26 protein-coding genes are annotated in these 25,563 nt (G+C 54.3%); 13 read left to right on the plus strand and 13 right to left on the minus strand.

Annotation, left to right across the window (positions count from 1 at the left end):
• Nucleotides 1–48 precede the first annotated feature (48 nt).
• From pstC to ACJJH9_RS20405, 6 genes are all read left to right on the plus strand, one after another.
• Complete coding sequence (pstC, locus tag ACJJH9_RS20380; RefSeq protein WP_444887595.1) at nucleotides 49–1,428, plus strand: phosphate ABC transporter permease subunit PstC; 1,380 nt, start codon at nucleotides 49–51, stop codon at nucleotides 1,426–1,428.
• Entirely contained in the window at nucleotides 1,421–2,707 is a 1,287-nt protein-coding gene (gene pstA, locus ACJJH9_RS20385; RefSeq protein WP_444883222.1) for a phosphate ABC transporter permease PstA, read from the plus strand. The genes pstC and pstA overlap by 8 nt, the downstream gene beginning before the upstream one ends.
• A gap of 31 nt (nucleotides 2,708–2,738) precedes the next feature.
• The gene (pstB, locus tag ACJJH9_RS20390; RefSeq protein ID WP_252083913.1) at nucleotides 2,739–3,617 is read left to right on the plus strand and encodes a phosphate ABC transporter ATP-binding protein PstB; all 879 of its coding nucleotides are present in this window, start codon (nucleotides 2,739–2,741) and stop codon (nucleotides 3,615–3,617) included.
• A 25-nt stretch (nucleotides 3,618–3,642) separates the two neighbouring features.
• A complete protein-coding gene (phoU, locus tag ACJJH9_RS20395; RefSeq protein ID WP_252083912.1) occupies nucleotides 3,643–4,350 on the plus strand; it encodes a phosphate signaling complex protein PhoU in 708 nt (235 codons plus the stop codon).
• Nucleotides 4,351–4,437: 87 nt separating this feature from the next.
• Nucleotides 4,438–4,764: an antibiotic biosynthesis monooxygenase family protein gene (locus ACJJH9_RS20400; RefSeq protein ID WP_444923838.1), complete on the plus strand. Its 327-nt coding sequence runs from the start codon at nucleotides 4,438–4,440 to the stop codon at nucleotides 4,762–4,764.
• Nucleotides 4,765–5,047: 283 nt separating this feature from the next.
• Nucleotides 5,048–5,905: a putative porin gene (locus ACJJH9_RS20405; RefSeq protein WP_444923839.1), complete on the plus strand. Its 858-nt coding sequence runs from the start codon at nucleotides 5,048–5,050 to the stop codon at nucleotides 5,903–5,905.
• A 62-nt stretch (nucleotides 5,906–5,967) separates the two neighbouring features.
• Here ACJJH9_RS20405 and ACJJH9_RS20410 read toward each other — a convergent pair whose 3' ends face one another.
• Nucleotides 5,968–7,254, minus strand: coding sequence for a M48 family metalloprotease (locus tag ACJJH9_RS20410; RefSeq protein WP_444923840.1), 1,287 nt, complete (start codon nucleotides 7,252–7,254; stop codon nucleotides 5,968–5,970).
• Between the two features lie 69 nt (nucleotides 7,255–7,323).
• On the opposite strand from ACJJH9_RS20410, the gene ACJJH9_RS20415 reads away from it, so the two are divergent.
• From ACJJH9_RS20415 to ACJJH9_RS20430, 4 genes are all read left to right on the plus strand, one after another.
• Complete coding sequence (locus ACJJH9_RS20415) at nucleotides 7,324–7,803, plus strand: DUF4265 domain-containing protein (protein WP_252083907.1); 480 nt, start codon at nucleotides 7,324–7,326, stop codon at nucleotides 7,801–7,803.
• Between the two features lie 65 nt (nucleotides 7,804–7,868).
• Nucleotides 7,869–8,645: a peroxide stress protein YaaA gene (yaaA, locus tag ACJJH9_RS20420; protein ID WP_444923841.1), complete on the plus strand. Its 777-nt coding sequence runs from the start codon at nucleotides 7,869–7,871 to the stop codon at nucleotides 8,643–8,645.
• Complete coding sequence (locus tag ACJJH9_RS20425; RefSeq protein ID WP_444923842.1) at nucleotides 8,642–9,253, plus strand: DUF938 domain-containing protein; 612 nt, start codon at nucleotides 8,642–8,644, stop codon at nucleotides 9,251–9,253. Before yaaA ends, ACJJH9_RS20425 begins: the two co-directional genes overlap by 4 nt.
• Before the next feature lie 2 nt (nucleotides 9,254–9,255).
• On the plus strand, nucleotides 9,256–9,615 hold the full coding sequence (locus tag ACJJH9_RS20430) for a hypothetical protein (RefSeq protein WP_252083904.1): 360 nt from the start codon (nucleotides 9,256–9,258) through the stop codon (nucleotides 9,613–9,615).
• Nucleotides 9,616–9,636: 21 nt separating this feature from the next.
• Here ACJJH9_RS20430 and phoR read toward each other — a convergent pair whose 3' ends face one another.
• The 4 genes from phoR to ACJJH9_RS20450 form a co-directional block, all read right to left on the minus strand.
• Nucleotides 9,637–10,968 (minus strand): phosphate regulon sensor histidine kinase PhoR, encoded by a 1,332-nt coding sequence (phoR, locus tag ACJJH9_RS20435; RefSeq protein ID WP_444923843.1) that lies wholly within the window; start codon nucleotides 10,966–10,968, stop codon nucleotides 9,637–9,639.
• Between the two features lie 134 nt (nucleotides 10,969–11,102).
• Nucleotides 11,103–11,807 carry a phosphate regulon transcriptional regulator PhoB gene (gene phoB / locus ACJJH9_RS20440; protein WP_444923844.1) on the minus strand — a complete coding sequence of 235 codons (705 nt, stop codon included), beginning with the start codon at nucleotides 11,805–11,807 and terminating at the stop codon, nucleotides 11,103–11,105.
• A gap of 109 nt (nucleotides 11,808–11,916) precedes the next feature.
• Nucleotides 11,917–12,759, minus strand: a complete 843-nt coding sequence (gene ubiA, locus ACJJH9_RS20445; RefSeq protein WP_252086045.1) for a 4-hydroxybenzoate octaprenyltransferase — start codon at nucleotides 12,757–12,759, stop codon at nucleotides 11,917–11,919.
• Nucleotides 12,760–12,822: 63 nt separating this feature from the next.
• Nucleotides 12,823–13,434 carry a chorismate--pyruvate lyase family protein gene (locus tag ACJJH9_RS20450; RefSeq protein ID WP_444923845.1) on the minus strand — a complete coding sequence of 204 codons (612 nt, stop codon included), beginning with the start codon at nucleotides 13,432–13,434 and terminating at the stop codon, nucleotides 12,823–12,825.
• A 115-nt stretch (nucleotides 13,435–13,549) separates the two neighbouring features.
• On the opposite strand from ACJJH9_RS20450, the gene ACJJH9_RS20455 reads away from it, so the two are divergent.
• On the plus strand, nucleotides 13,550–14,866 hold the full coding sequence (locus ACJJH9_RS20455; RefSeq protein ID WP_444923846.1) for a dicarboxylate/amino acid:cation symporter: 1,317 nt from the start codon (nucleotides 13,550–13,552) through the stop codon (nucleotides 14,864–14,866).
• 10 nt (nucleotides 14,867–14,876) lie between these two features.
• Here ACJJH9_RS20455 and recG read toward each other — a convergent pair whose 3' ends face one another.
• On the minus strand, nucleotides 14,877–16,979 hold the full coding sequence (recG, locus tag ACJJH9_RS20460) for an ATP-dependent DNA helicase RecG (protein WP_444903469.1): 2,103 nt from the start codon (nucleotides 16,977–16,979) through the stop codon (nucleotides 14,877–14,879).
• Nucleotides 16,958–17,881, minus strand: a complete 924-nt coding sequence (locus ACJJH9_RS20465) for a hydrogen peroxide-inducible genes activator (protein WP_252083898.1) — start codon at nucleotides 17,879–17,881, stop codon at nucleotides 16,958–16,960. The genes recG and ACJJH9_RS20465 overlap by 22 nt, the downstream gene beginning before the upstream one ends.
• 189 nt (nucleotides 17,882–18,070) lie before the next feature.
• On the opposite strand from ACJJH9_RS20465, the gene ACJJH9_RS20470 reads away from it, so the two are divergent.
• Together ACJJH9_RS20470 and ACJJH9_RS20475 are read left to right on the plus strand one after the other, a co-directional pair.
• Complete coding sequence (locus tag ACJJH9_RS20470; protein WP_252083897.1) at nucleotides 18,071–18,331, plus strand: GlsB/YeaQ/YmgE family stress response membrane protein; 261 nt, start codon at nucleotides 18,071–18,073, stop codon at nucleotides 18,329–18,331.
• A 229-nt stretch (nucleotides 18,332–18,560) separates the two neighbouring features.
• Complete coding sequence (locus tag ACJJH9_RS20475) at nucleotides 18,561–19,445, plus strand: NAD-dependent epimerase/dehydratase family protein (RefSeq protein WP_444887588.1); 885 nt, start codon at nucleotides 18,561–18,563, stop codon at nucleotides 19,443–19,445.
• A gap of 81 nt (nucleotides 19,446–19,526) precedes the next feature.
• Here ACJJH9_RS20475 and ACJJH9_RS20480 read toward each other — a convergent pair whose 3' ends face one another.
• The 6 genes from ACJJH9_RS20480 to ACJJH9_RS20505 all read right to left on the minus strand — a co-directional run bounded on the left by ACJJH9_RS20480 (nucleotide 19,527) and on the right by ACJJH9_RS20505 (nucleotide 25,447).
• Complete coding sequence (locus ACJJH9_RS20480; RefSeq protein WP_444883209.1) at nucleotides 19,527–19,910, minus strand: Rid family detoxifying hydrolase; 384 nt, start codon at nucleotides 19,908–19,910, stop codon at nucleotides 19,527–19,529.
• Between the two features lie 156 nt (nucleotides 19,911–20,066).
• Entirely contained in the window at nucleotides 20,067–22,184 is a 2,118-nt protein-coding gene (gene spoT / locus ACJJH9_RS20485; protein WP_252083894.1) for a bifunctional GTP diphosphokinase/guanosine-3',5'-bis pyrophosphate 3'-pyrophosphohydrolase, read from the minus strand.
• Between the two features lie 54 nt (nucleotides 22,185–22,238).
• A complete protein-coding gene (rpoZ, locus tag ACJJH9_RS20490; RefSeq protein ID WP_252086044.1) occupies nucleotides 22,239–22,502 on the minus strand; it encodes a DNA-directed RNA polymerase subunit omega in 264 nt (87 codons plus the stop codon).
• A gap of 100 nt (nucleotides 22,503–22,602) precedes the next feature.
• Nucleotides 22,603–23,223, minus strand: coding sequence for a guanylate kinase (gene gmk, locus ACJJH9_RS20495; RefSeq protein ID WP_444923847.1), 621 nt, complete (start codon nucleotides 23,221–23,223; stop codon nucleotides 22,603–22,605).
• 244 nt (nucleotides 23,224–23,467) lie between these two features.
• Complete coding sequence (locus ACJJH9_RS20500) at nucleotides 23,468–24,712, minus strand: sterol desaturase family protein (protein WP_444883207.1); 1,245 nt, start codon at nucleotides 24,710–24,712, stop codon at nucleotides 23,468–23,470.
• 138 nt (nucleotides 24,713–24,850) lie between these two features.
• The gene (locus ACJJH9_RS20505) at nucleotides 24,851–25,447 is read right to left on the minus strand and encodes a TetR/AcrR family transcriptional regulator (RefSeq protein ID WP_444923848.1); all 597 of its coding nucleotides are present in this window, start codon (nucleotides 25,445–25,447) and stop codon (nucleotides 24,851–24,853) included.
• Nucleotides 25,448–25,563: the final 116 nt, after the last annotated feature.

Consider the following 25,563-nt stretch of genomic DNA (forward strand, 5'->3'; position numbering starts at 1 on the left):
GAAAAGTCGGGATAATGCCGACATCGACATTTTTAGCACGGTAATTCAATGCAAACCCCCACACTGTTCGCCCTTTTGCTGCTGTTGATTTTAGTGGCCTACGGTACCGGCTTTAGTCGTGCACTGAGTGCAGCGCGCAGCCGCGGAGGCCTGCGTAATCTGGCCTCACTGCCCAGCTATCATGGATTATTTACCGCGCTTTGGTGTGGTTTACCGGCACTTTTACTACTGGGTGCCTGGCTGATTTTTGATGATGCCATTATTCGCTCTATGGTGATGCACAGCATCGCCGACAAGCCCGATACCATTGCCGGGCAGAACCTGCTCTTTGCACAAATTCAAAATCTCGCCGCTGGCCATTTGGTGGGAGAGTCATCCCCACAGTTACAGTTGGCTGCCGAGCACCTCAGTCAGTTGCGCAATAATTCCAATACTCTACAGGCCTTTTTAAGCCTGGTATTGGCGGTGGGCCTGGGGGCATTTGCACTGTTGCGTTTTTCTCCGGAGCTGCGTGCCCGTGAGAAAGTGGAAAAAGTCCTGAAGGCTATTCTGATTACCTGTGCCTGCGCCGCGATTTTTACCACTGTGGGTATTTTGTTCTCGGTACTGTTTGAGTCGCTGCGCTTTTTCCAGTCGGTGCCAGTGACTGAATTCTTGTTCGGCCTGCATTGGAGCCCGCAGATGGCCCTGCGCGCCGATCAGGTTGGTTCCAGCGGAGCCTTTGGTGCGGTACCCCTGTTTACCGGCACCCTGATGGTTTCCGCAATCGCCATGTTGGTGGCGGTGCCTGTGGGCCTGATGGCCGCTATTTATCTGGCCGAGTACGCCAGCAAGCGCGTGCGCAACGTGGCCAAGCCTATTTTGGAAATTCTCGCCGGTGTACCCACCGTGGTATACGGCTTTTTTGCGGCACTGACTGTTGCCCCATTTATTCGCGACCTGGCCACCTCAATGGGTTTACAGGCCTCCAGTGAGAGCGCCCTGGCCGCTGGCCTGGTGATGGGGATTATGATTATCCCATTTGTCTCTTCATTATCTGACGATGTGATTAATGCAGTTCCGCAGTCCCTGCGCGATGGCGCTCTGGGATTGGGTTCAACCCAATCGGAGACCGTGCGCAAGGTGGTGATTCCCGCCGCCCTGCCGGGAATTGTCGGCGGTGTACTCTTGGCGGTATCTCGCGCAATTGGTGAAACCATGATCGTCGTGATGGCCGCGGGCCTCGCCGCCAACCTGACTGCGAACCCTCTGGATTCGGTCACCACTGTTACCGTGCAAATCGTGACGCTACTGGTCGGCGACCAGGAGTTTGACAGTCCCAAGACCCTGGCCGCATTTGCGCTTGGCCTGATGCTATTTATCTCCACTCTGGTGCTGAACTTTATCGCCCTGCACGTAGTGAAAAAATACCGGGAGCAGTATGACTAATCTCACCCAGACGCAGGTTCGTGAGCGCATCGAGAAGCGCCTCGCCAGCCGCCATCGCAAGGAAAAACTGTTTCGCGGGCTGGGCATTGCCAGTATCGCTTTCGGCATACTCGCGGTTGTCATTCTATTCAGCGATATTATCAGCAAGGGTAGCGGCGCCTTTGTGCAGACCGCCATTGAGCTGGAAGTGCACTACGATGCGCAGGTACTCGGTATTGAGAAGGTCGATGACGAGAGCCTTGCCTGGGCCAATTTCACTGGGGTGATCCGCGCGGCGTTGCGCGAGCGTTTTCCCTCGGTGACTGGCCGCAGTGACAAGCGTGAGCTCTATAGCCTGGTCTCCTCGGGGGCACCCTTTAACCTGCGTGATCGCCTGGCTGCAAACCCAGAGCTACTGGGTAAGAGCGAGAAAGTATGGTTTGCCGCTGACGACGATGTGGATACTTTTGTTAAAAGCCTGAAGGATTCCAAAGAGGGCTTCCGCGGCCGCACATCCGAACAGAAAGCCGGCTGGATCGAACAGTTGCTACAAAGTGGCGAACTAAAGAAGCGTTTTAATACCACTTTCTTTACCAACGGCGATTCGCGCGAGCCGGAACAGGCAGGTATCCGCGCCGCTTTGATGGGCTCGCTATTTACATTGCTGGTGACTTTGGCGCTGTCTTTCCCAATCGGGGTGGCTGCCGCTATCTACCTGGAAGAATACGCGCCGAAGAATCGTTGGACCGATCTGATTGAGGTGAATATCAATAACCTCGCGGCGGTGCCGTCCATTGTATTCGGCTTGCTGGGGCTGGCGATCTTTATCAACTTTTTTGAGTTGCCGCGCTCAGCGCCTCTGGTTGGCGGTCTGGTACTTACCCTGATGACGTTGCCGACAATTATTATTTCCAGCCGTGCGGCGTTGAAGGCGGTGCCGCCTTCGATTCGCGAAGCGGCGATGGGCATGGGTGCCTCGCGTATGCAGGTGGTTTTCCACCATGTATTGCCGTTGGCCATGCCCGGTATGCTCACCGGTGCGATTATTGGAATGGCCCAGGCCCTGGGTGAGACCGCGCCCCTTCTGATGATCGGTATGGTTGCCTTTATTGTGGATGTACCCGGCGGAGTTACCGATCCGGCCACGGTATTGCCGGTACAGATTTTCCTCTGGGCCGACAGCCCAGAGCGCGCCTTTGTGGAGCGTACCTCTGCAGCCATTATGGTGCTGCTGAGTGTATTGATTCTTATGAATACCAGTGCAGTAATGCTGCGCAAGAAACTTGAGCGCCGCTGGTAACAGCGCGGATAATCGGAAAACAGGATTATTTATGAGTACCATGACCCTGGATGCCGCCGGACATTCTGAAGCGGCGCAACCCGAACTGACCGGTGAAAAAATGGCAGTGAGCCAAGCCGAGGTGCGGAAAACAGTGGGCCAGCCCTTCACTGATACCGCCAAGTTACGCATGCGCAATGTGAATGTGTTCTACGGTGAAACCCAGGCTATTCACAATGTGGGCCTGGATATCGGCCGCAATGAAGTTGTGGCGATGATCGGCCCATCCGGTTGTGGTAAGTCCACTTTCCTGCGCTGCCTCAACCGCATGAATGACACCATCGAAGGCTGTCGGGTGGAAGGCGAACTGAGCCTGGATGGCGACCCCATTTATGGTCCCAAGGTGGATGTTGTGCCTTTACGCGCTCGGGTGGGGATGGTGTTCCAGAAGCCCAATCCCTTCCCCAAGTCTATCTATGAAAATGTGGCCTACGGCCCCAAAATCCACGGGATCGCCAGCCGCCGCGCCGACCTGGATGAAATTGTGGAAAACAGCCTGCGCCGCGCCGGCCTCTGGGATGAAGTTAAGGACCGTTTGGACAAGCCGGGCACCGGCCTGTCTGGCGGTCAGCAGCAGCGTCTGTGTATCGCCCGAGCCATTGCCGTGAGCCCTGAGGTTATCCTGATGGATGAGCCCTGCTCCGCCCTGGACCCTATTGCCACTGCGCGTATTGAGGAACTGATCGATGAGCTGCGCGAGAACTACACTATTGCCATCGTGACCCATTCCATGCAACAGGCGGCCCGCGTTAGTCAGCGCACGGCTTACTTTCACCTGGGGCACCTGGTTGAAGTCAACGATACAGAGACCGTGTTCACCAATCCGGAGCACGAACTAACCGAAGCCTACATTACCGGCCGCTTCGGCTAAGCCAATCTTGCTCCGAGGGATAACTATGGAAATGCACTTCGATCAGCATATCTCCCGCCAGTTCAATGAGGACCTGGAGGGAATCAAGACCGAGATGTTGGAAATGGGCGGCATGGTCGCCCGCCAAGTAGCCGATGCCGTCGATGCTCTGTCGAATGCCGATAGCCAGCTCGCCGAGGAAGTCCTGCGCGTCGAAGAGGAAATCGACAAGTGCGAGATGGCCTTGGACGAGCACGCGACTTTAATCATCGCCAAGCGCCAGCCCGCCGCTTCGGATCTGCGTATGGTGATGTCGGTAACCCGTATCGCCCGCGACCTGGAACGTATCGGTGATGAGGCCAGCAAAATCGCGAAAATGGCGATTGCCCTGACCGATGAAGGCACCTCACCGCGCGGCTATACCGAGATACGCCATCTGGCAAATGCTGTACGCAAAATGCTCAACGACGCCCTGGATGCCTACACTCGTTTCGATGTGGAGTCCGCATTGCGCACCCTCGCCGAGGATGAACAGGTGGACATGGATTACCGCACCGCCGTCCGTGAGCTGGTGACTTATATGATGGAAGATCCGCGCAGTATTTCCCGCGTCATTAATGTGCTGTGGACACTGCGCTCACTGGAGCGTATCGGTGACCACGCCAAGAATATTTGTGAGCAGGTAGTCTACTTGGTGGAGGGGGCGGATATTCGCCACGGCCACGAGAGGAATTTGAATTTAAGGAAATCCTAAGTTTCCTCAGCCAAAGAAAGGTCGCTCATAGCGGCCTTTTTTATTGCAGGCAGATTTTAGGAACTTGAAATATTTAGAGGCTTGGCGATGAAATATATTTTTGAAGTTCAAATCAAGGAAGGTTTCACAGCGGAAGAATACGCCGACGCCTGGGTACGCGCGTCTCAACTAATTCAGCAAGCACCTGGAGCTATGGGCACAGAACTTTTACAAAAGATCGGTGATGAAAATAGCCTCATAGCGATAGCCACTTGGCAAAGCAAAACAGAACGCGATGCTATGCAGGCTGAACATACGTTTACGATTGATAAAATTATTCAAAGCGTGGCTCCTTTTGTGGGTATACGACCTTTAGGAGAGTTTAAAGAGTTTAGAGAGGTAGTAGCTTCTTCTGCTGGTGATGAACTTTCTTAAGGGTGCCTTGTCTTATATGAATAGAAACTGAATAAGTTAGATTTTTAAAAACAAAAAAACAGTAAATTTTACTCGCTCACTGAATGAGTATTTAAAGTACTTGATTACGGAGGATTACATCTAGGTACAATACCTTTTATTCTGTCTATCCTCTGTTCTTACTCCCTTCATCGCAAAGTCTTCTCAAACTAACTTTGTGTAATTAACTGTTGTTGCAGACAAAAAATCTTTTGTTACAATCCGCATCCCAATTTGGATCCCTACGTTAACGAAGGATTTTGATATGAGATTCAAGCTCGCAGCTCTTCCTCTGATGCTTCTTGCGGCTACTGCAGCTGCTGAGGAATACAACTCTATTTCTACACTTGGATATTCCAACCTCGATTTTGATGGTGCTGATGGAAATCAGTTCGGTGCAGAAACTACTTATTATTTTGGCGGTAAAGAGGCATTAGGACCACTTAAAGAATTTGAGTACATAAATAAGGTCAGTAATGTTTCCGCAGCTTTTCTTCACTACGATGTAGAAAGTGAAGATCTTGATAGTGTTGCTATTGCTGGTGAGTATTTTGCCAATAATGGTTTAGTTTTTGGAGTCAGTGTTGCTCACGTTGATGATGTGGACTCAGATACTTTATCTCTTGGTTATCTGTTTACTCCAAATTTTTTGGTGAAGTTGCATCATGAGGAAAATGATTCTAAAGATGAGACTTATATTGAGGCAAGATACAACTATCAGCTAAGTGGTACCGATTATATCGGTTTTGATTTTGTCACTGATGAAGAGTTTGATGGAAGAATTTTTTCTTCTAAGTATTTCGCGAGTTTTGGTAATGATCAATATCTATCTGCTGAGTTAGTCTACGCTAATCTTGACGAAGCCGATGATTACTGGCAAATAGGTGGAGATTACTATTTCACTTCGAATACTTCTTTTGGTGTGAAGTTTGATGAGAATGATGACTATAAAGTAGCTTTTTCGCACTTCTTTAGTAGAAACATCGCTGTTGAGGCTGCTTATAGCACTATCTTCGCGGAAGGTATGAACTTGCGTAGCTTTGGTAATGAAGTCTATGCTGCTGGTGCAAATTTTGATGTAGATGTTGATAAATTTGAGCTAGGCTTGACTGTTCAGCTGTAATTGAGAGCTAAAAAAGGCTACTTGTAAGTAGCCTTTTTTAAAAACTTTCCGGAAAGTTGGATCTAAACTTTTTCTGTCAATGCTTGCATCCGCGCCTGCGCCTTAGAACCAATATTACCCCCAGCCAGAGCCGCAGTCTGGTAGTGTTTGAAAGCACTTTGCTTATTTCCCCGCTTTTCATACACCTCGCCCAGATAGAAGTGCGCGTAAGCTGTTTCCAAATAACGTAGAGAGCGGTTTAAGTCTCTCTCCGCAGCGGTGTAATTTTTAAGTTGTGCACTCATCATGCCGCGTTTTAACCAGTGGGAAAACAGTGCAGGGTTTTTCTGTACGGCACGGTCGTAGGCCTGATGGGCTTTATCAAATTGTTTTTTCTGGGCGAGCAGATCTCCTTCTAGTGCGAAGAAAGAGGCTTCTTTTGGTTGTTGCTTCTGTGCCTTTCGCACCAAATTCAGTGCCGTATCAAACTGCTTTTTATTTGCTGCTTTTAGCGCATCATCATAATTTTCATAGGCATCGGCATCGCGTTTTAGTTGCGCTATGGCCTTTTGATAGGCATCGCGGTTGGTGACCCCGTTCTTGGGCAGTGAATTGCTGTGCTCAATATTGGCGCTGACGCGGGACTGTGATGGGGGGTGGCTGGCGAAAAGGGCTTCCAGGCCATTACTTTGGCGCCCCTTCGAGAGTTCAACGAACTTGCGTTGCAGACGCACGGCGCCTTGGGGATCATAGCCGGCGGCAGCCATATATTTCATGCCGTATTCGTCGGATTCCAGTTCATTGCCGCGGCCATAGCGAGCGATATAGGCGGAACCTCCCAGCTGGCTGCCGGTAGAGATAAGGTCCGCATAGGCGGATTCCTTGGTGGCCGCACCGAGAACTGCCAGTCCGGCCCCGAGTACCTGTTGCTGTGACATGGCGGTGGCGGAGTGGCGGGCGGCGGCATGGACAATTTCGTGGCCGAGTACAGCGGCCAGCTCTGCCTCATCCTCAAGCAGGACCAGTAAGCCCCGGTTAATAGCGATTTTGCCACCGGGAAGTGCCCAGGCGTTGGGAACGGAGTTATTCAATACTACAAATTCGTAGGGCAGCTGCGGCTGGTCCGAGACACTTGCCAGTTTCTGCCCAACCCGGTCCACATACTCCTGCAAGTTGGAATCTATGGTGTACTTACCGCCCTGTTGTTGCTGGTTGATAGGGTATTGCTGCTGCCCTAAATTCAATTCCTGCTGGGCCGATACCAGAGAGAATTGTTGCTCTCCGGTCACTGGATTGGTGACACAGCCACTGATAATAGAGGTTGCCGTCAACGCCACTGCGGCGAAGAAAGCCTGGTTACGCGAGATCATTGCTTGCCTCCCTGTATAATGCCGATTATTCAACGATCACCCATTGTACACAGTCGGGGAATAGAGGTTATGACGGCACTTCAGGTAATAGAGTTATTTGCGGGCACCAACCCCGATGGCGAGCCGGTGGTAGAGCGCTTACAGGTACGAGTCAATGAGGACGACAGTTGCCAGCTGGTACGTTCTCCCGCATTTATTAAAGGCATCGCCAGTGGCGATTGCATTAAAGTGGATAAAGATACCCAGCAATTTGAGCTGGTTAAGCGCTCCGGTAATCTGGCGATCCGTGTTTTCTGTCGCGGCGATAGCGCCGAACTCTCCGACCGCTTGAGCCCGCAGCTAGAGAAACTTGGAGGGGAGCTGGATCTGGAAGTTCCACGCATGCTGGTTTACAGCATCCATGTCAGCTGTGGTTTCGATAAGATTGAGGAAATTCTCAATAGTATCTGTGATGGTGCCAACAGTGCCTGGTACTACGGCAATGTCTACGATCCGAAGGATGGCCAAACACCCCTCAACTGGTGGCAGGATATATTGAAGCCCGAATAGAGCAGTGCCCCGGTCCTAGCGGTTGGGCTCAAATAGAAAGCGAAGCAGCATAAGTAAGGCACCCGATGTTAATAGTGATTTCTCCAGCCAAGACGCTGGATTACGAGAGCGAAATACCCACACTGGAAACCACTCAGCCAGACTTTCTCAAGGAGTCAGCGGCATTAATTGGCGAACTGCGTGATCTGAGCCCACAGCAGATCTCCAGCTTGATGAAGATTTCCGACAAGCTCGGTGTGTTGAATTACGACCGCTTTCAAGACTGGAAACGCCCTTTTACAAATAAAAATGCGCGCCCGGCCCTACTCGCCTTTAAGGGGGATGTTTATACCGGCCTGGCTGCTGAAACTATGGGCAAGCGCGATTTCAGTTATGCGCAAAAGCATTTGCGAATGCTCTCCGGTCTCTATGGCCTGTTGCGCCCGCTGGACCTGATGCAACCCTACCGCCTGGAAATGGGCACCAGGTTTGAAAACAGTCGCGGTAAAAATCTGTATGAATTTTGGGGAGAGCAAATTACTGAGACGCTCAATGCCCAGTTGCATGCGCTGAAGAGCCGGGAATTGGTCAACCTTGCCTCTAATGAGTACTTCAAGGCGGTAAAGCCCAAGGCGCTCGATGCAGAGGTCATTACCCCCCATTTTAAAGATCTAAAAAATGGTCAGTATAAGATGATCAGCTTCTTTGCCAAGAAAGCGCGGGGCATGATGAGCCGCTGGGCGATTGAGCAGCGGGTGAAGAAAGCGGAGGAGCTTAAGGGCTTTGATGTAGCTGGCTATACCTATAACTTGGGTATGTCTAATGAGCGCGACTGGGTTTTCACTCGGGATGAGCAGCAATGAGCGATACCAGCCTGCCGGATGCACCGGCTTGTGCGCGTAATCGCGATCCAATTCTTACTCATCTGCGCCGCCTGCTGGATGGTAGCCATAAGGTATTGGAGGTGGGGAGCGGCACAGGCCAGCACGCGGTCTTTTTTGCACCGCGCCTGCCCCACTTAATTTGGCAGACCTCGGAGCGGGCGGAAATGCTGCCCGGTGTGCGAGCCTGGTTGGCGCGTGCGCCCGCACAGAACTTGCGCGAACCTCTGACTCTGGATGTCGATGCGCCCTGGCCAGCGCTGAATTTCGATGCGGTGTTTACCGCGAATACCCTGCATATTATGTCGAGGGAGTCAGTACAGCGATTCTTTCACAAACTGCACACTCTGTTAGAACCCAATGGCTTGCTGGTTGTATATGGACCCTTCAAGATTGATGGCAGTTTTATCGGGCCCAGCAATGCGGATTTCGATACCTACCTCAAAGAGCGCAACCCCGATAGCGGTATCCGTGATCTGGAGTGGTTGGATCAATTGGCCAGTAATGTCGGCATGCGTCGGGAAGAACTAAATTACCTGCCAGCGAACAACCAGCTGGTCGTTTGGCGTAAATACGATAACAAGGAGTGATTATGCCCGTTTGGTTTGAAGTGTCTGTTGTTGTAGCGTTTGCCATTGCTGCTGTATTTTTTTTCGCCAAATATCGTGAAACCGCTGCAGCCCTGCATGAAAGCGAGCGCATGAAAACGCGTCTCTCCAATGACCTGAATCGCTATAAAGATGTGCCGCGGCTGCGCGCTCTGCGCGATGCCTTGGTGGGAAACAAGCCTCTGCCTGTGGATGACAATGGCAATGAGCACCTGTTGTTACGAGATGGGGATTTAAAGTTGCACCACCTGATCCTGCGCCGGGAGAGCACCCCGGTGCACGATGAAGAAGAGGCCACCTATATCAAAAATGGTGAGCCGGTAAAGCTGCCGGAATTTGAATAGTTTTATCATTGAGGGGGTGGATCAGGAATCCGCGCCCTCGGTCTCCATTAGTTCCCGAGAGGGGCTCTCTTCCAGCTTGGTAGAGGGGAAGTGCAGGGTGAAAGTACTGCCCTGGGCTGGGACACTGTGCACGCTCATTTCCGCACCGTGGCGCAACAGTACATGCTTGACGATAGCCAGGCCCAATCCCGTGCCGCCGCTGTCGCGGGAGCGGCCGGGGTCTACCCGGTAAAAACGTTCGGTAAGGCGTGGGATGTGAAGTGGGTCTATACCGATACCCTGGTCCCGCACACTGAAGTGTCCGCCATCGTTATCCTGCCACCAGCGCAGTTGTATCTCCCCGTTCCCCGGGCTGTATTTCACCGCATTGAGCGCCAAGTTGGCGAAAGCGCTGTGTAGCTCGCTGGCATCGCCGCGGATACTGCAATCCCCTTCGCACGCCACACTGATCTGGTGACGATCGCCGCTAAAGCTGCGCGCCTCACGGGCAACCCGCTCCATCAACTCGCGCACATCTACAGAGATGTCACCCGTTTTTCGCTCTGACGTTTCCAGGCGTGCCAGAAGAAGCAGGTCGTTGACCAAGGTGGTCATACGTGCCGCCTGCTCCTCCATCTGAACCAGCGGGCGCCGCCAGGCGGGAGGTGCCATATCACTGTTCTGCAGGGTTTCCAGGTAGCCGGCAATTACGGTAAGGGGAGTGCGCAACTCGTGGGAAACGTTGGCGACAAAATCACGACGCATCTGCTCGAGATTGTGCAGGCGGGTGATATCGCGAACGATCACCAGGGCTTCATCCTTGCCGTAGCGGGTCACTTCCAGTTGCAGATGTAGGGCTTCATTACCCGGCGCTGGCAGGGTCAGCGGTTCGCGAGGGCTGTTGTCCTTGCTGTGCATATAGCTGACAAAGCCAGGGTCACGCACAAAGTTCACCAGGGACTGCCCCTGATCACTGGACTGCAGGCCGAGCAGCTCGCCGGCGGCGGGGTTCCACCAGGCCAGGTGGTCGCCATTTTCCAGGGCTACAATGCCTTCGCGCAGGGCGCTGGTGCTGTCCTGAACACGGCGTAACATGACATGCAGCTTTTGCTTCTCACGGCGGTGACGGCGTTGCATACGGTAGAAGTCGTCATAGATTTCACCCCAGATACCAAAAGCAGTGGGAGCGGGGCCGCGGCGGCCATTGGCCAGCCAACGATTGAAGCGGTGCTGCTGCCACAGCACTGAGAGCAGGTAGGCTGCCAGCCCTAAAATCAGGGTGAGAGACCACTCGGACGTGGTGAAGCCGAGGGTCAAGCAGCCCAGAGCAATAATTAAGAAGCGCGAAAATTCGCCAATACTGCGATCCAACATAGCCTTGCCGTGTTACCTGGCAGTTGTCGGGAGGGCTGATGTCCACCCCCGCACTTAATACATCTTAGAAACCCGGTCCTCTGTGGGAGTGACCAATGGTTACCGCGGGAGTCAGTGCCGATCTTTGCAGATTGTCACACTTTTTCGGCAGTTTGCACAGAAAATCGATAGCCGGTGCCGCGCACTGTCTGGATATAACGGTCGTGACCGTCAAGTGCCAGAGCTTTGCGCAGGCGGCGGATGTGCACGTCGACGGTGCGCTCCTCCACATAGACATTGCCACCCCAGACGTGATCCAGCAGCTGGGTGCGTGTGTAGGCGCGTTCCTGGTGAGAGAGGAAGAAAGTCAGCAGGCGGAATTCAGTAGGCCCCATATCCACTGGCTGTCCTTTGATAGTGACCCTATGGCTCAGGGGATCCAGTAACAGATCGCCGGCGCTGAGGGGGTCTTCAGGGGTAGCCGGGCCGGCGCGGCGCAGTACCGCCTTGAGGCGCGCCACCAGCTCGCGGGGGGAGAAGGGCTTGGTGATATAGTCGTCGGCGCCCGTCTCTAACCCTTTGATTTTATTGTCTTCTTCGCCTTTGGCGGTGAGCATGATGATGGGCACCGCGGTGGTCAGCTCATCGCGCTTAAGTCGGCGGGCCAGCTCTACTCCGGATACATCGGGTAGCATCCAATCGAGAAGAATAAGGTCTGGCTTTTCATCGATGACTAAGGCGTGGGCCTCTTGGGCGTTTTCCGCCTCCAGGCAACGGTAGCCTGCCATTTCTAAAGCCACCCGCAGCATATCGCGTACAGGGGCTTCGTCGTCGACAATCAGGATCGTTTTACTGTGCATTTGGCTGCCATACCCGCTCTGTTGTCAGAAGTTCCCGGTTATGGCCGAGGATTAAACGGGATTTATATGACAAATATATGACGGTTATGCCTGAACTCCCAGACCTGGATCAATTGAAGAGGTAATGCAGGAATATTCCGGCAAAAAACACCAACCCTACCCAGTTGTTGTGGAGAAATGCCTTGAAGCAGGCCTCTCTATCGCGGTTGCGAATCAGCCATTGCTGGTAGGCGAAAAGCGCCGCTATAGCCGTAACTGCCAAGTAGTAAATGGCGCCGAGGCCGAAGCGCTGGCCGATCAACACCAGTGCCATTAGAACCAAAAGCTGCAGAGTGGCAGTCATGGCTCTGTCCATTTCCCCGAACAGAATTGCCGTGGATTTAACTCCAATTTTTAGGTCGTCATCCCGATCTACCATGGCGTAAAAAGTGTCATAACACAGGGTCCACAACAGGTTGGCGACATAGAGAAGCCAGGCCTGAGGGGGGACTTCGCCTGTCACTGCGGCGAAGGCCATGGGGATCCCCATACTGAATGCTGCGCCCAATACGACTTGAGGCAGGTGAGTGTGCCGCTTGGCAAAGGGGTAGCAGAAGGCCAATGCCAGTGCTGGCAATGACAATAAAATCGTTAGCTGATTGGTGGTGAGCACCAGCAGAAAAGCCGCGAAGCTGAGCCCGGCGAATAGGCCAAGAGCCGCCTTGGGAGTAACGTTGCCGGTGGCCAGGGGGCGCGTGGCGGTGCGCTTAACATGGCCGTCAATCTCGCGGTCGGCGAAGTCATTTATCGCGCAGCCGGCCGCACGCATCAGGATGACGCCCAAAGTGAACACTGCAAATAGGTGCAGCCCTGGCCAGCCCCCCGCCGCAAGCCACAGTGCGACCCAGGTGGGCCACAAAAGTAATAGGGAGCCAATGGGCCTATCCATACGCGCCAATTGCCAGTAGGGCATTGCGGCGGGCCAGCGCGCGGCGATTTGTTGGCTAATCACGGTGGCTAATCTCCCTGTATTTGGTTATTGGTTTGCGGGGACTGCAGGTGGGTCACCGGGGCAGAACTGCGATAGAAAGGCCTCTGCGACCAAAAGGGGTTTGCCCCGCAGCCAAAAAATTGAGCGGCGCCCCCAGGCACTGTCGGCGCCGTCGCAGAGTCCTTGAGCCTGCAAGTCGGGGTTGCGCCGCAATTGGTTGAATTCTATTTCGCCTCGGCGAATCCCTGGTTCGCTGAAAAGCAGCTCCCCTAGAGGGCGGTCGTCGAGACTGCGTAAGTTGCGGGACTTGCCCTGCAGGCTGCGCAGGGGCAGAACACTGCGCGCGTAAACCCAGGGTTGGCCACACCCTATCAGTAGTACCTCCCGCACCAGGGCGCGGCTGTGCCGATTTAAATTGAGCGCGCGGCATTCCTCCGCTCGGGGTAGCTGCCAGCTCTGACCAAGTACCCGCACACTGAAATCCCCTCCACTCAGTTGCTTCAGTGCAGCGGTGAGCGAACCGGTGTATGCCAGCCACGGCATCAGGTTTTCTGGTGGTTGGGACTGTGCCGATTCAAACGGCCGCCCCCGCCAATCGCCCGCAGGTACAAATGGAGACTGGTGCAACGACAACTCCGCAGTCGGTAAAAAGGGCATTGTACCCTGCCCACTGGCGGCTGGCGCCACCCCGTTGGATTTTTGCTCACCGGGGCGGCAATGGATATAGTGCTCCCTTTAATGAAAACAATGAATTTATAAAGAGAAGCTTGTTATGGGGCTTACGACCAAGATTCTGCTGGGGATGATCGCGGGTATTGTGCTGGGAATCCTGATCAATATCCTGAATATGAGCCAGTTGCTCGGTGAGGGTGTTACCAACGCAATCAACCTCTACCTGACGGGTGGCCTGTTCGACATTATCGGGCGAATTTTTATCGCCTCTCTGAAGCTGATGGTGGTGCCGTTGGTGTTGGTTTCTCTGATCAGTGGTGCCTGTGCACTGTCTGAAGGAAGCCGGATCGGTCCGTTGGCGGGTAAAACCGTGCTGCTCTATATGCTGACAACGGCTATCGCTATAACCCTGGCCCTGTGCATGGCACTGATCTTCCAGCCTGGGGTGGGTGTGAGCGAGGCTGCTGCTGCGGCAACGTCTTCTTTCCAACCAAAAGAATCCCCCCCACTCTCTGAAGTGCTGGTAAATATTTTTCCCACCAACCCGGTCGCAGCCATGGCCGAGGGCAATATGCTGCAAATTATCGTGTTTGCCCTATTGATGGGCTATGCGATCTCCCGCTGTGGTGAGCCAGGGAAGCGCGTTGCAGCTTTCTTCAACGATCTCAATAGCGTTGTACTGCGCATGGTGGGCGTGTTGATGGTGTTTGCTCCTTACGGAGTTTTTGCCCTGTTGGCGAAAACTTTTGCAGGTTTGGGGATAGAAGGGCTAAAACAACTGGCTAAGTATTTCTTTGTAGTTCTGGCAGCCTTATTAGTGCATGCGCTAGTTGTGTATTCAGCTTTGCTCAAGTTGTTGAGCGGTCTAAATCCACTAGAACTACTGAAGAAGATGTGGTCGACTATGGTGTTCGCCTTCAGTACCGCTTCCTCTGCCGCCACTATCCCGGTGACATTGTCGACGGTAGAGAAACGCCTAGGTGTGGATAACAAGATTGCTTCATTTACCATTCCTCTAGGTGCCACTATTAATATGGATGGCACCGCGATTATGCAGGGTGTGGCTACGGTCTTTATCGCTCAGTTCTTTGGTATTGAGATTGGCTTGACCGGCTTCCTGACAGTAATTCTTACCGCTACTTTGGCCTCCATCGGTACCGCAGGAGTGCCCGGAGTGGGCCTGATTATGCTCGGTATGGTGCTGCAGCAGGTGGGACTGCCGCTGGAGGGGATTGCCATTGTGATCGGCGTAGACCGCCTGCTGGATATGGTGCGCACCGCAGTGAATATCACCGGAGATGCGGTAGTGAGCAGTGTGGTGGCGAAGAGTGAAGGCGCCTTGGACGAGGAGACTTACTACGACGCCAATTACAAGAGTGTCAGCATCAACGACAACAGTACGGTAGGCGCCCATTAGGGCGTTCTCCTCAAGCCTCGGCGAAACGGGGCTTGTTTTGTAGCCAGCGCTTAATTAGCTGCTGTCGCATCCCTTCCGTCAAATGTGGGGATATGGCTATTTTTTGCACCTGTGGCAGCAGTTCCGCATCTCGCTGCAGATCTGCGATTCGGTGTTGGATCTCTCCAGTCTGGCGGGTGCCGAGAATTTCCCCTGGTCCGCGCAGACGCAGGTCTTCCTCAGCGATGGCGAAGCCGTCGCTATGCTGACGCAGCGCCTGTAGGCGCGCCCTTCCATTTTGTGACAGCGGTGTACCGTAGAGCAGCACACAGTGACTGGCTATGGAGCCGCGACCAACCCGGCCGCGCAGCTGGTGCAGCTGGGCGAGGCCCAGGCGCTCTGGGTTTTCGATAATCATCAGACTGGCGTTGGGCACATCTACCCCCACCTCGATCACCGTGGTTGCCACCAGCAGGTCTACCTCACCAGCTTTGAAGGCGCTCATTACCTGCTCTTTCTGCTCCGGCTTAAGGCGCCCGTGTACCAGGGCCACACGCGCACCGTCGAGCATCTCCACTAATTCCTCGGCGGTGGACTCTGCGGCCTGAGCCTGCAGGCTCTCGGATTCCTCAATCAGAGTGCAGACCCAATAGGCCTGGCGCCCCTCGGCGATGGCACTGTGCACTCTTTCCATCACCTGGTCGCGGCGGTCGTTGGAGATCGCCACGGTGTTGATAGGCTGGCGACCGGGAGGCAGCTCATCAATGATGGAGCAGTCCAGATCGGCAAATGCGGACATAGCCAGGGTACGGGGGATCGGGGTGGCGGTCATAATCAACTGGTGCGGTTGCAACCTGCCGGTGGCACCGCTGGCGGCGCCCTTCTCACGCAGCTCCAAACGCTGGCGCACCCCGAAACGGTGTTGCTCGTCAATAATCACCAACACCAGGTTATGGAATTCCACACCCTCCTGGAAGAGTGCATGAGTGCCTACCACCAGCTGCGCCTCGCCACTGGCAATTTTGCTCAACTGTTCGCGGCGTTCGGCGGCTTTTAAGCTGCCGGTAAGTTGCGCTACCTGTACGCCGAGAGGCTCAAGCCAGTTACAGAAATTGATTCTATGCTGCTCGGCGAGAATCTCTGTCGGCGCCATCACCACCACTTGAGCACCAGCGCCGATGCCTTTGAGGGCAGCCATGGCCGCTACCAGGGTTTTACCGGCGCCGACATCTCCCTGTAACAGGCGCATCATAGGGAGGTCTTGGGCGAGGTCTTCGGCGATCTCCTCACAGACTCTTTGTTGTGCACCGGTGAGCGAAAATGGCAGGCGCGAGAGGAAATCTCTCTCCAGAGATTTGTTTTTGGGCAGTGGCGGTGCCGCAACCCTTGCGCTGTTGCGCCGCAATTCCAGCAGGCTCAAATGGTGCGCGAGCAGCTCTTCCAGGGCCAGGCGCTGTTGTGCGGGGTGTGTGCCGGCGGCGAGTTTTTCCAACTGGGTGCCGGCAGGTGGCGAGTGCAAATAAACCAGGGCGTCACTCAGTGGGTAACGCAATGGCTTTGGAAGTAAATCTGCAGGGAGCAGTTCGGTCACGGCTCCACTGCGGAGGAGCTCCACGGCTTGCTGCATCAGACCGCGCATACGCCCCTGGCTGACGCCCTCGGTCAGGGGGTAAACCGGTGTCAGGGTTTCCTCGGTAGTGGCGTTTTCGCTGCCGACAACTTCAGTCTCGGGATGGTAGAGTTCCAGGCCGGCGGCGCCACGCCGCGCCTCGCCGAAGCAACGCAGGCGTACGCCGCGGGCAAAGCGGTTTTTCTGCGCAGCAGAAAAGTGGAAAAAACGCAGAGTGATACTACCGCTCATATCCTGAAGCTTGACTACCAGACTGCGTCGGCGGCCGAAAACTACATCGGCGGCAGTTACCTCGCCCTCAATAACCGCATCCATCCCGGCAGTGAGCCCGGCCACCGGCACCACCCGGGTGCGGTCCTGATAGCGCAACGGCAAGTGGAACAGCAGGTCTTGCAGGGAGTGGATATGCAGTTTGGCCAGGACCTGGGCAAACTTGTCTCCTACCCCTTTGAGGTTGGTAACTGGCTGATCTGCAAGGTTGTTTATGGCTCGATCAGATGACACTGGCTGATGGCCTCACGCAATATATCGATAGCTCGGTGGCGTGGAAAGCTGGCACGCCAAGCCAATGCGACGGTGCGCCGGGGCCCCGGCGCCTTGAAGGGGCGTGTTTCCAGCAGCCCGCTGGCATATTGCGAAGCAGTGGCTGCGGAGAATGGCAATACGGTGATACCGAGACCCGAGGCCACCATGTGTCTCAGGGTTTCCAGCGAACTGCCATCGGCGGCTGTGCGAATGCCTCCACCACCACTCTCCTTCTCCATAGTGACCTGCAAATGTGGGCAGGCCTCCAGCACTTGGTCGCGAAAGCAGTGGCCCTCCCCCAGCAACAGCACATTATCTTTGGTGAGCTGCTCGGGATCTATAAATTCCTGCTGGGCAAGGGGGTGTCCAGCCGGCATCAATACCACGAAAGGTTCGTCATAAAGTGGTTGGGTGACCACATCGGGCTCGGTGAATGGCAACGCGATAATGATCGCATCCAACTCGCCCTTGCGCAGGCGTTGGCGCAGAGTGGCGGTGTAGCCCTCTTCTACGTAGAGAGGCATATCTGGGGCCAGGTGCTGTAGCTGCGGAATAAAGTGCGGAAACAAATAGGGGCCGATAGTAAAAATCGCCCCGACCGAGAGGGGGCTCGCCAGCTGGTCCTTACCGGCGCTGGCGATATCCTTAATGGCGGCAGACTGTTCCAGTACCAGTTGGGCCTGGGCGACGATACGTTCCCCCAATGGCGTGGCCTGCACCCGAGTTTTGGAACGCTCGAAAAGGGCGACCCCCAGCTCTTTCTCCAGCTTTTTTACTGCGATAGACAGGGTCGGTTGGCTGACGAAGCAGCGCTCGGCGGCGCGGCCGAAATGCTGTTCCTGAGCGAGAGTGACGATGTAGCGCAGTTCATTGAGAGTCATGGTAAAGACAATTAAGCGATAGTATTTGATAGCTATTATTCATAAATAATAGCTGCTGACCACTCCCCAGCGCTAAGCTGTCACCTCAGGCACAAAGTTGGGAAAAATTACCAATTGTGGACGCCTTTATGGAATTGAGGCGCAAAATTTTGCTATATCTTATGAGGGCCAACAGAATGGAGAAACGCCATGGGAGTTTTATCCTGGATTATTCTCGGACTGATTGCCGGCGCCTTAGCCAAATGGATCATGCCAGGTAAAGACCCAGGTGGTTGGATAGTCACAATGGTGATTGGCATTATCGGTGCCTTCATCGGTGGTTGGCTTGGTGCCCTGATTGGATTCGGTGGCCCCGTGACCGGTTTCGGATTTGGCGACATAATAACAGCCACCATTGGTGCGATTATCTTTCTCGCTGTCTACCGCCTACTCAAAGGGCGCGGTAATTAGTTCAATACCAGAGCGGCAGATGGAATGGTGAGGCGTGAAAGTGCCTCGCATCGTTATTCATGGATGGCAAAACCGCAATCGTTTGCGGATTTTTTTTGGCGCACCGTTTAATAGTTAATGAATAAGACTAGGGACTTCTCATCTGAGGAGTTCTGCGGGACGCAACAGCACAATATCAAGGGAATATGGCAGTCGACGCTGTCCCAGGCGCAAGATTGTCGGGAACTATATGACACAAAAAGAGAAGCTTTGGATCCTTGGGTGTGGTGATCTGGGGGCGCGCCTCGCTCTAAATATAGATCGCAAGCAGTACAGTGTTTACGGCATGCGACGCAACCCTCTGGTGGCTCTGGCGAGTAAGCGCAGAGCGGATGCGGTTAATTGGCGTCGGGGGGATGCCACCAAGGTGGGGGATATCGAGCGCCTGCTGACGGATGGTGCCGATATCGTCCTCGCCACATTTACTCCGGATGAACATACCCCCGGCGGTTATCAGCGCGCTTACGTGGAAACCGCTCGGGCGTTGGGTGAGGCCATTTCGCGCCTGCCAAAACCGCCGCGCTTAGTGATATGGGCATCTTCAACCCGCGTTTATGGCCAGAGCGGTGATGATTTTCTCGATGAGCAGACGCCTCCTGCACCTAGTGGTTTTCAGGGAGAGGCGCTGCTCGCGGCGGAGGAGATCATACGCTCGGCGATTCCCGGGGTCTGTATTGTACGATTTGCCGGAATTTACGGTCCGGGGCGTGACCGCTTGCTCTCCCAGGTACGCGCCGGTCGTTGTGCTCCGCCCCAGCCCCCCCAGTTCAGTAACCGTATTCATGTGGACGATTGCATTGGCTTTTTGTTGCACCTGGTTGAAAGGCACAAGCAGGGTTGGATACCAGAGCCACTGTATATCGGCGCCGATAGTAAGCCGGTCCCCATGTATGAACTACAGCAGTGGCTGGTGAAGGCTATGGGCTATACCAGCGCTCATTTGCGTGAGATTGTGCAGACCAGCGAACGCCGCTCGAAAAAACTCAGTAATCAGCGCTTGCTCGCTAGTGGTTACCAGCTCAAGTATCCCGATTACAAAGTGGGCTACAGTGCGCTATTGGAAGCGGAAGGCTGACAGCGGGAAATCTACGAGAGAGAAATCTAGAAATGCAGTGCCGGGCGGAAATCCGGCACTGCAGGCTGGTGCTCTGCTGGGTTAAGGCACCATCACCCCCTCGGCTTCAAACTGGGCACCAAGCGGCAGCTCCTTAACGACCACCGTGGCACGCGCTGGGTAGGGCTCCTGAAAAAACTCCGCCATCACCTCATTCACTGCGGCAAAGTTGTTGCTGTCGGTGATGTAGAGATTGAGCTTCACAATATGCTGGAGCGATCCATCCGAGGCCTCACAAACGGCTGCAAGGTTGCGGAAAACCTGGTGGGCCTCATCGACAAAACCACCGGAAACCATCTGCTGAGTCTCGGGATCCAGTCCTATTTGCCCGGACAGGTATACCGTATCGTTGACCTTTACCGCCTGGGAGTAGGTACCGGCTGCTGCCGGAGCCTTGTCTGTTTTGATAATTGCGCGGTTGGGCATTGGGCACTCCATTACTTATTGCTATTTGTTGCGGAAAGCCAGTAAATATAGCGCGCTTTTGTAGTGAATGGCAGCGAAGCCATAGGCCAAAAAGCGGAGTAAAAGCTCGCTCTCAGTGAGTCGATAATTAGCTCGCCAGTACGATATCCAAGTATCTTACGGGCGCGAGATACGGATCACCGACGGCAGGTTGCGCAGCCTTTTCATGACTCTCGCCAGATGAATACGGCCACTGACCTCTAATGTGAGGGAAATTACGCTGTTATGGGCGTCTTTTTCATCCACATTAATCTGCTCGATACTGGCCCCCTCTTCGGTAATACGGGTGGCCAGGCGCGCGATAATGCCGCGTTCGGACTCCACTTCCACCCGCACATCCCCGAGGAACTCTCCGCGTACGTCTGGGGACCAGTTCACCAGCATCAGGTTTTCCGGATGTTCGCGGAATTCGTTGGTATTGCGGCAGGTATCCCGATGTACCACTACGCCTTTGCCGGAGCTGATATGGCCGATGATGGTATCCCCCGGAATGGGGCGGCAGCACCGGGCGAAACTGATCATCATGCCCTCCTGGGCATCAATGGTCAGTGGCGAAGAGATATTGCTCGCTTCCGCCTCTTCACTGTGCGCGGGAGCCAACAGCTTGGCCGCCGAGAAGGCGACTTTGTTGCCGAGTCCTATCTCCTCCAGCAATTTCTCCAGAGTGGCACACTTGGCTTCCTGCAGACCTTTTTCCAGTTGCTCCGGTGTCAGTTCTTCCAGGCGGGTATTAAATTTACCCAGGGCCTTTTCGAGCAGGCGCCGCCCCAGAGTAATGGAGTCGTGGTGGCGCTGGTGTTTGAGGAAGTGTCGAATGGCGCTACGGGCTTTGGCGGTTACAACAAAGTTGAGCCAGTTTGGGTTTGGCTGAGCATTTTTACGGGTGAGAATTTCCACCTTTTGCCCGCTGGCCAGCGGCTGTGACAGGGGCGCCAAGCGCTGGTTGATCCGCACGGCCACACAGGAGTTGCCGATATCTGTATGCACTGAGTAGGCGAAATCCACGGCGGTGGCACCGGCGGGCAGGTCGACAATCTGCCCTTTGGGGGTGAATACATAGACCTCGTCGGGGAAGAGGTCGATTTTAACGTTCTCAATAAACTCCAGGGAGTCGCCGGCACGCTGCTGCATCTCCAGCAGGCCCTGCACCCAGCGGCGTGCACGTACCTGGCTAGTACCACCAGTGTTGATCACCTCATCGCCGGAAGCCTTGTACAGCCAATGGGCGGCGATACCGCTATTGGCCATTTCGTCCATTTCCTTGGTGCGGATCTGCACCTCGATAGGCACCCCGTGCATTCCCAGCAGCACTGTGTGTAGTGATTGATATCCATTGGATTTGGGGATGGCAACATAATCCTTGAATTCGGAGATGACGGGTTTATAGAGGCTGTGCATTACGCCCAACACCCGGTAGCAGGTGTCCACGCTGTCCACGATGATGCGGAAAGCGTAGACATCCATGATCTCTTTAAAGGATTTTTTCTTGGCGCGCATCTTTTGGTAGATGCTGAATAGGTGTTTCTCGCGACCAATCACCAGGGAACTGATTCCTTCACGCTGCAGGCGCAGCTCAATGGCGTTCTGGATCTGCTCCAGCAGTTCCTTGCGATTGCCGCGCGCGGCTACCAGAGCGGCACGCAGTCGGCTGGCGCGCAGTGGGTGGATCGCAAAGAAGGATCGGTCCTCAAACTCGATACGCACATCGTTCATACCCAGGCGGTGGGCAATGGGTGCGTAGATTTCCAGGGTTTCGCGAGCGATGCGCTGGCGTTTTTGTGGCTTGAGTGCGCCGAGGGTGCGCATATTGTGCAAGCGGTCGGCCAGCTTGACCAAAATCACGCGGATATCGCGCGCCATGGCCAGAGCCATTTTCTGGAAGTTTTCCGCCTGTTTTTCCGCGGCGCTGTCTGTCTCAAACTGGGTCAGTTTGGATACACCGTCGACAATATCGGCAACCTCGCCACCAAACTGCTCCTCCAGTGCGGCTTTGGGGATTCCGGTGTCTTCGATCACATCATGGAGCATGGCAGCAGCCAGGCTCTCGTGATCCATATGCATGCCAGCGAGAATTGTGGCCACCGCCAGAGGGTGGGTCACATAGGGTTCACCGGAACGTCGCTGCTGACCGTCGTGGGCTTGTTCCGCGTAGAAATAGGCGCGACGGACTATTTGGATTTGCTCGGGAGGCAGGTATGAGGAGAGGCGGTGGGCCAGACTATCGATGGTGTGCAATGCCGCGCGCGCCTCTCGTAAAACTCATAAACTCTAGGTCAGAACAGATCGAAATCAGATTTCCTGGTCGGATAGATAGGCCGGGGCTGCCATGGGTGCCGGGGCCTCTTCACGATCTGGCTGGTCGAGAATGCTCGCATCAACCAGGCCCTCTTCGATTTCACGCAGGGCGATAACCGTGGGTTTGTCGTTCTCTTCTGGAACCATCGGATCCTGTCCGCCGGTGGCAATCTGGCGGGCGCGCTTACTACCCACGATAACGAGTTCGAAGCGGTTGTCGACGTGCTCCAGGCAATCTTCAACGGTGATACGTGCCATAAACTTTCGGTTCCATTCACTGTGCCCGGGTGGGCGAATTCTGTTCGGGGGACCGGTTATTTTACCGGACCGGGGAGTGTACGCAATTCGATCAACCGGCTCAATGGCGCAACAGTGCCCGCAACAGTTCACCGTGGCGTTTCTGTTGCTTCTCCAGGCGTTGGCGCTGGGCGGTGAAGATGGAGCCAAGCTCTATTAGGGCCTGCTCGAAATCGTCGTTAATCACCAGATAGTCGGCTTCCACGTAGTGGGTCATTTCATCAATGGCCTGATCCATACGACGCTCGATCACACTTTCGTCGTCCTGGCCTCGACCTGTGAGGCGTTCGCGCAGGGCCTCCTGAGAGGGCGGCAAAATAAAAATACCGACGGTCTCTGGGTGCAGACGGCGTACCTGAGCGGCACCCTGCCAGTCAATTTCCAGGACTACATCGCGGCCACCAGCGAGAATTTCCTCGATACTGCCTTTGGAAGTACCGTAGTAATTATCACCGTATACCTGAGCGTGCTCGAAGAAGGCATCTTGCTCAAGCATTGCCAGAAACTCCTCGCGCGACACGAAGTGGTAATCGACACCGTTGACCTCGCCCGGACGCATGGAACGGGTGGTATGGGAGATAGAAACGGTGACCTGACTGTCGCTATCCACCAGTGCTTTGACGAGACTGGTTTTCCCTGCGCCGGAGGGGGCGGATACGGTATAGAGGGTTCCTGTTTGCACAACTGATCCTGTTCGGGGGCAAAGCGCGCATTATAACCGAAGCCGTTACCTGAGCGGTGACTGGCAGTTGCGCAATTCCAGGAGAAAGGAGGAGGAAAAGGCTAAACCCCGGCCGGAATTGGGGGGTAAGTGTTGGGAGTTTCAGGAGGCGCTATAAACCGCCTTCTGAGCCCGGCCGGGATCGCCCAGCGGGAGATCACTCGATCACCACCAACATCCTGCAATCGAGGTTCACTCCTTGTTGCTAATCGCAAACGACAGCGACTGTATCCTCTTTGCAAGTGATTGCCAACCACCCCCAGACCAGAGCGCTGATCGCAATATAAGCGCTAAAAATTGGGACAAATTGTGTGTTTAACATCGGCAGCACCCCGCAGTAGAGGGCCAGGCGCAAGGGTTCCAGATATTTGGTCAGTGGATGGTTATCGAGAATTCGCCCATTGACTACCAAGCCAAAAACCAACAGTGCTACTGCCCCCAGCAGTAAGGGAATCTCCAGGCTCTGGTAGTACCACAGGAGTGCCAGGGTGGCGGCGGAATAGCACAGGTGCTGGCCCAGCGCGTAGTTGCGCCGGGCCCGATGAATCTGTGGGTTGTAACGCTGGAAAGATTTCAGGTTGGTGGAGGGGACTGGCATTGCCGCTTCAGCATCTGCGGGACGATAGCCGGTGGGGCGGAACCAAAGGGTAAATTTGTCCCACCAGTTTTTTGTATACCAGGCGTCTTGCGCCATGCGTTTCAGATGTTGCAGGTTTGCCGCCAGAGGATCGAAGGTATTAAGGGGTTTGCGCACACCGTAAATACAGGGCTCCCCCTCCAGCTCCTCTTGATAGGTACCAAACAGGCGGTCCCATAAGATCAGGATTCCGCCGTAGTTTTTATCTACGTACACCTTGTTCTGCGCATGGTGTACTCGGTGGTTAGAGGGGGTAATCAGCAGCCATTCCATCCAGCGGATTTTGGGAATTTTTTGCGTGTGTACCCAGAATTGGTAAATCAGATCTATGGCTCCGGCCACGATCACCATTTCCGCTGGCAAGCCAATTAGCAGCAGGGGTAAATAGAATACCCAATCCAACTGCAACCCACCGCTAGACTGGCGCAAGGCAGTGGTGAGGTTGTAGTCCTCACTCTGGTGATGCACCAGGTGTTCCGCCCAGAACACGTTGACCTCATGGCAGATGCGGTGCTTCCAGTAGTAACAAAAATCGTAGGCGAGTACAGCTAGTGCCAGGTGCCAGCCATTACTCATGGACCAGTCGAAGCCGACTGCTTGGTAGTAAGGCTGCAGCAGCTGGTATAGCGGGATATAAATGACTAGAAATAGGCTTTTATAAGTAAGCCCAAGTATGCGGCTTAGGATACCCGTACTCAAATTTCCCAGGGCATCGTTGAGGCGGTAAAGCCCCCAACCTTTCCAGCGGTCCAGTGCGAGTTCTGTGAGTACGGCGATCAGGAAAAAAGGGATGGCGAAGGTAATCAGATCCACGGTGACCTCTTATTGTTATAACTCGATACCGTTTCTCCTGAATGTGCCATAGGGGCTGTGCTGGTCAAATAACCGCAGGGGCTGGATTCCGAAATCCGTCAGCGTTTGTACTAGAGGCCGCGCATAATCGCCTTTTTCTCAACTTGTGGTCTGCACGCAGGCTGGGTCAAACAACTGTTCGATCATTTGCTCAACCGCAGTGCGGTCCGAGGTGGCGCGGAGATAAGTTCGCAGTCCAATCATTTGAACCTGCAACTGGCGAGCGAGCAGCGCCGAATCTGTCTGTTTGGAAAGCTCTCCAGCATTCACCGCACTCTCCAGATACTGACGGAACTTTGCCCCATGTGCAGCCAGTAAAGCGCGGGCCTCGGCCAATAGTGCTTCTTCTCCTTCATCCAGCTCTGAGATGGCTTTAGCTAATAGGCAGAGCTCGTTTGGGGCATCAACATCGTCACCTAGCAATATGTAATGGAAATAGGCACGCAAGCCTCCAAGGTTGCTGCCTTCGTCATTTATGCATTGAAGGAGTAATTGGTCACGATTTTGCGCGTAATAGCTTAGAACCTCTTTGAAAAGTCCAGATTTACTACCAAAAGCGGCATAAATACTACCAGGACGAAGATTGGTGGCCTGTTGCAGGTCACGAGTCGATGTGGCGTGAAACCCTTTTTGCCAGAAAAGCCAGGTTGCCCGCTGTAATACTTCCTGGCGGTCAAATTTCGCGGTATTCGCCATGTTGCCTCCACTTGAGCAATTGCTCAAATTTTACTCTTTCAAGAGATATACGCCAATTACTCTTTGCTATTGAACGATCGCTCAATATTGGTTAGCCTCACAATACTTGATCGATC

The sequence above is a fragment of the Microbulbifer mixtoriginis (SeqCode) genome, assembly GCF_052466715.1.

Excerpts from the sequence above, each read along its gene's own strand:
- pstC (WP_444887595.1), top strand. The coding sequence starts at position 49 with ATGCAAACCCCCACACTGTTCGCCCTTTTGCTGCTGTTGATTTTAGTG.
- ACJJH9_RS20455 (WP_444923846.1), top strand. The coding sequence starts at position 13,550 with ATGGGGCTTACGACCAAGATTCTGCTGGGGATGATCGCGGGTATTGTG.
- ACJJH9_RS20470 (WP_252083897.1), top strand. The coding sequence starts at position 18,071 with ATGGGAGTTTTATCCTGGATTATTCTCGGACTGATTGCCGGCGCCTTA.
- ACJJH9_RS20480 (WP_444883209.1), bottom strand. The coding sequence starts at position 19,910 with ATGCCCAACCGCGCAATTATCAAAACAGACAAGGCTCCGGCAGCAGCC.
- ACJJH9_RS20475 (WP_444887588.1), top strand. The coding sequence starts at position 18,561 with ATGACACAAAAAGAGAAGCTTTGGATCCTTGGGTGTGGTGATCTGGGG.
- ubiA (WP_252086045.1), bottom strand. The coding sequence starts at position 12,759 with ATGCCCTACTGGCAATTGGCGCGTATGGATAGGCCCATTGGCTCCCTA.
- ACJJH9_RS20465 (WP_252083898.1), bottom strand. The coding sequence starts at position 17,881 with ATGACTCTCAATGAACTGCGCTACATCGTCACTCTCGCTCAGGAACAG.
- ACJJH9_RS20505 (WP_444923848.1), bottom strand. The coding sequence starts at position 25,447 with ATGGCGAATACCGCGAAATTTGACCGCCAGGAAGTATTACAGCGGGCA.
- ACJJH9_RS20450 (WP_444923845.1), bottom strand. The coding sequence starts at position 13,434 with ATGCCCTTTTTACCGACTGCGGAGTTGTCGTTGCACCAGTCTCCATTT.
- pstB (WP_252083913.1), top strand. The coding sequence starts at position 2,739 with ATGAGTACCATGACCCTGGATGCCGCCGGACATTCTGAAGCGGCGCAA.
- phoB (WP_444923844.1), bottom strand. The coding sequence starts at position 11,807 with ATGCACAGTAAAACGATCCTGATTGTCGACGACGAAGCCCCTGTACGC.
- yaaA (WP_444923841.1), top strand. The coding sequence starts at position 7,869 with ATGTTAATAGTGATTTCTCCAGCCAAGACGCTGGATTACGAGAGCGAA.
- pstA (WP_444883222.1), top strand. The coding sequence starts at position 1,421 with ATGACTAATCTCACCCAGACGCAGGTTCGTGAGCGCATCGAGAAGCGC.
- ACJJH9_RS20410 (WP_444923840.1), bottom strand. The coding sequence starts at position 7,254 with ATGATCTCGCGTAACCAGGCTTTCTTCGCCGCAGTGGCGTTGACGGCA.
- ACJJH9_RS20430 (WP_252083904.1), top strand. The coding sequence starts at position 9,256 with ATGCCCGTTTGGTTTGAAGTGTCTGTTGTTGTAGCGTTTGCCATTGCT.
- phoU (WP_252083912.1), top strand. The coding sequence starts at position 3,643 with ATGGAAATGCACTTCGATCAGCATATCTCCCGCCAGTTCAATGAGGAC.
- ACJJH9_RS20405 (WP_444923839.1), top strand. The coding sequence starts at position 5,048 with ATGAGATTCAAGCTCGCAGCTCTTCCTCTGATGCTTCTTGCGGCTACT.
- phoR (WP_444923843.1), bottom strand. The coding sequence starts at position 10,968 with ATGTTGGATCGCAGTATTGGCGAATTTTCGCGCTTCTTAATTATTGCT.
- rpoZ (WP_252086044.1), bottom strand. The coding sequence starts at position 22,502 with ATGGCACGTATCACCGTTGAAGATTGCCTGGAGCACGTCGACAACCGC.
- ACJJH9_RS20400 (WP_444923838.1), top strand. The coding sequence starts at position 4,438 with ATGAAATATATTTTTGAAGTTCAAATCAAGGAAGGTTTCACAGCGGAA.
- ACJJH9_RS20415 (WP_252083907.1), top strand. The coding sequence starts at position 7,324 with ATGACGGCACTTCAGGTAATAGAGTTATTTGCGGGCACCAACCCCGAT.
- ACJJH9_RS20425 (WP_444923842.1), top strand. The coding sequence starts at position 8,642 with ATGAGCGATACCAGCCTGCCGGATGCACCGGCTTGTGCGCGTAATCGC.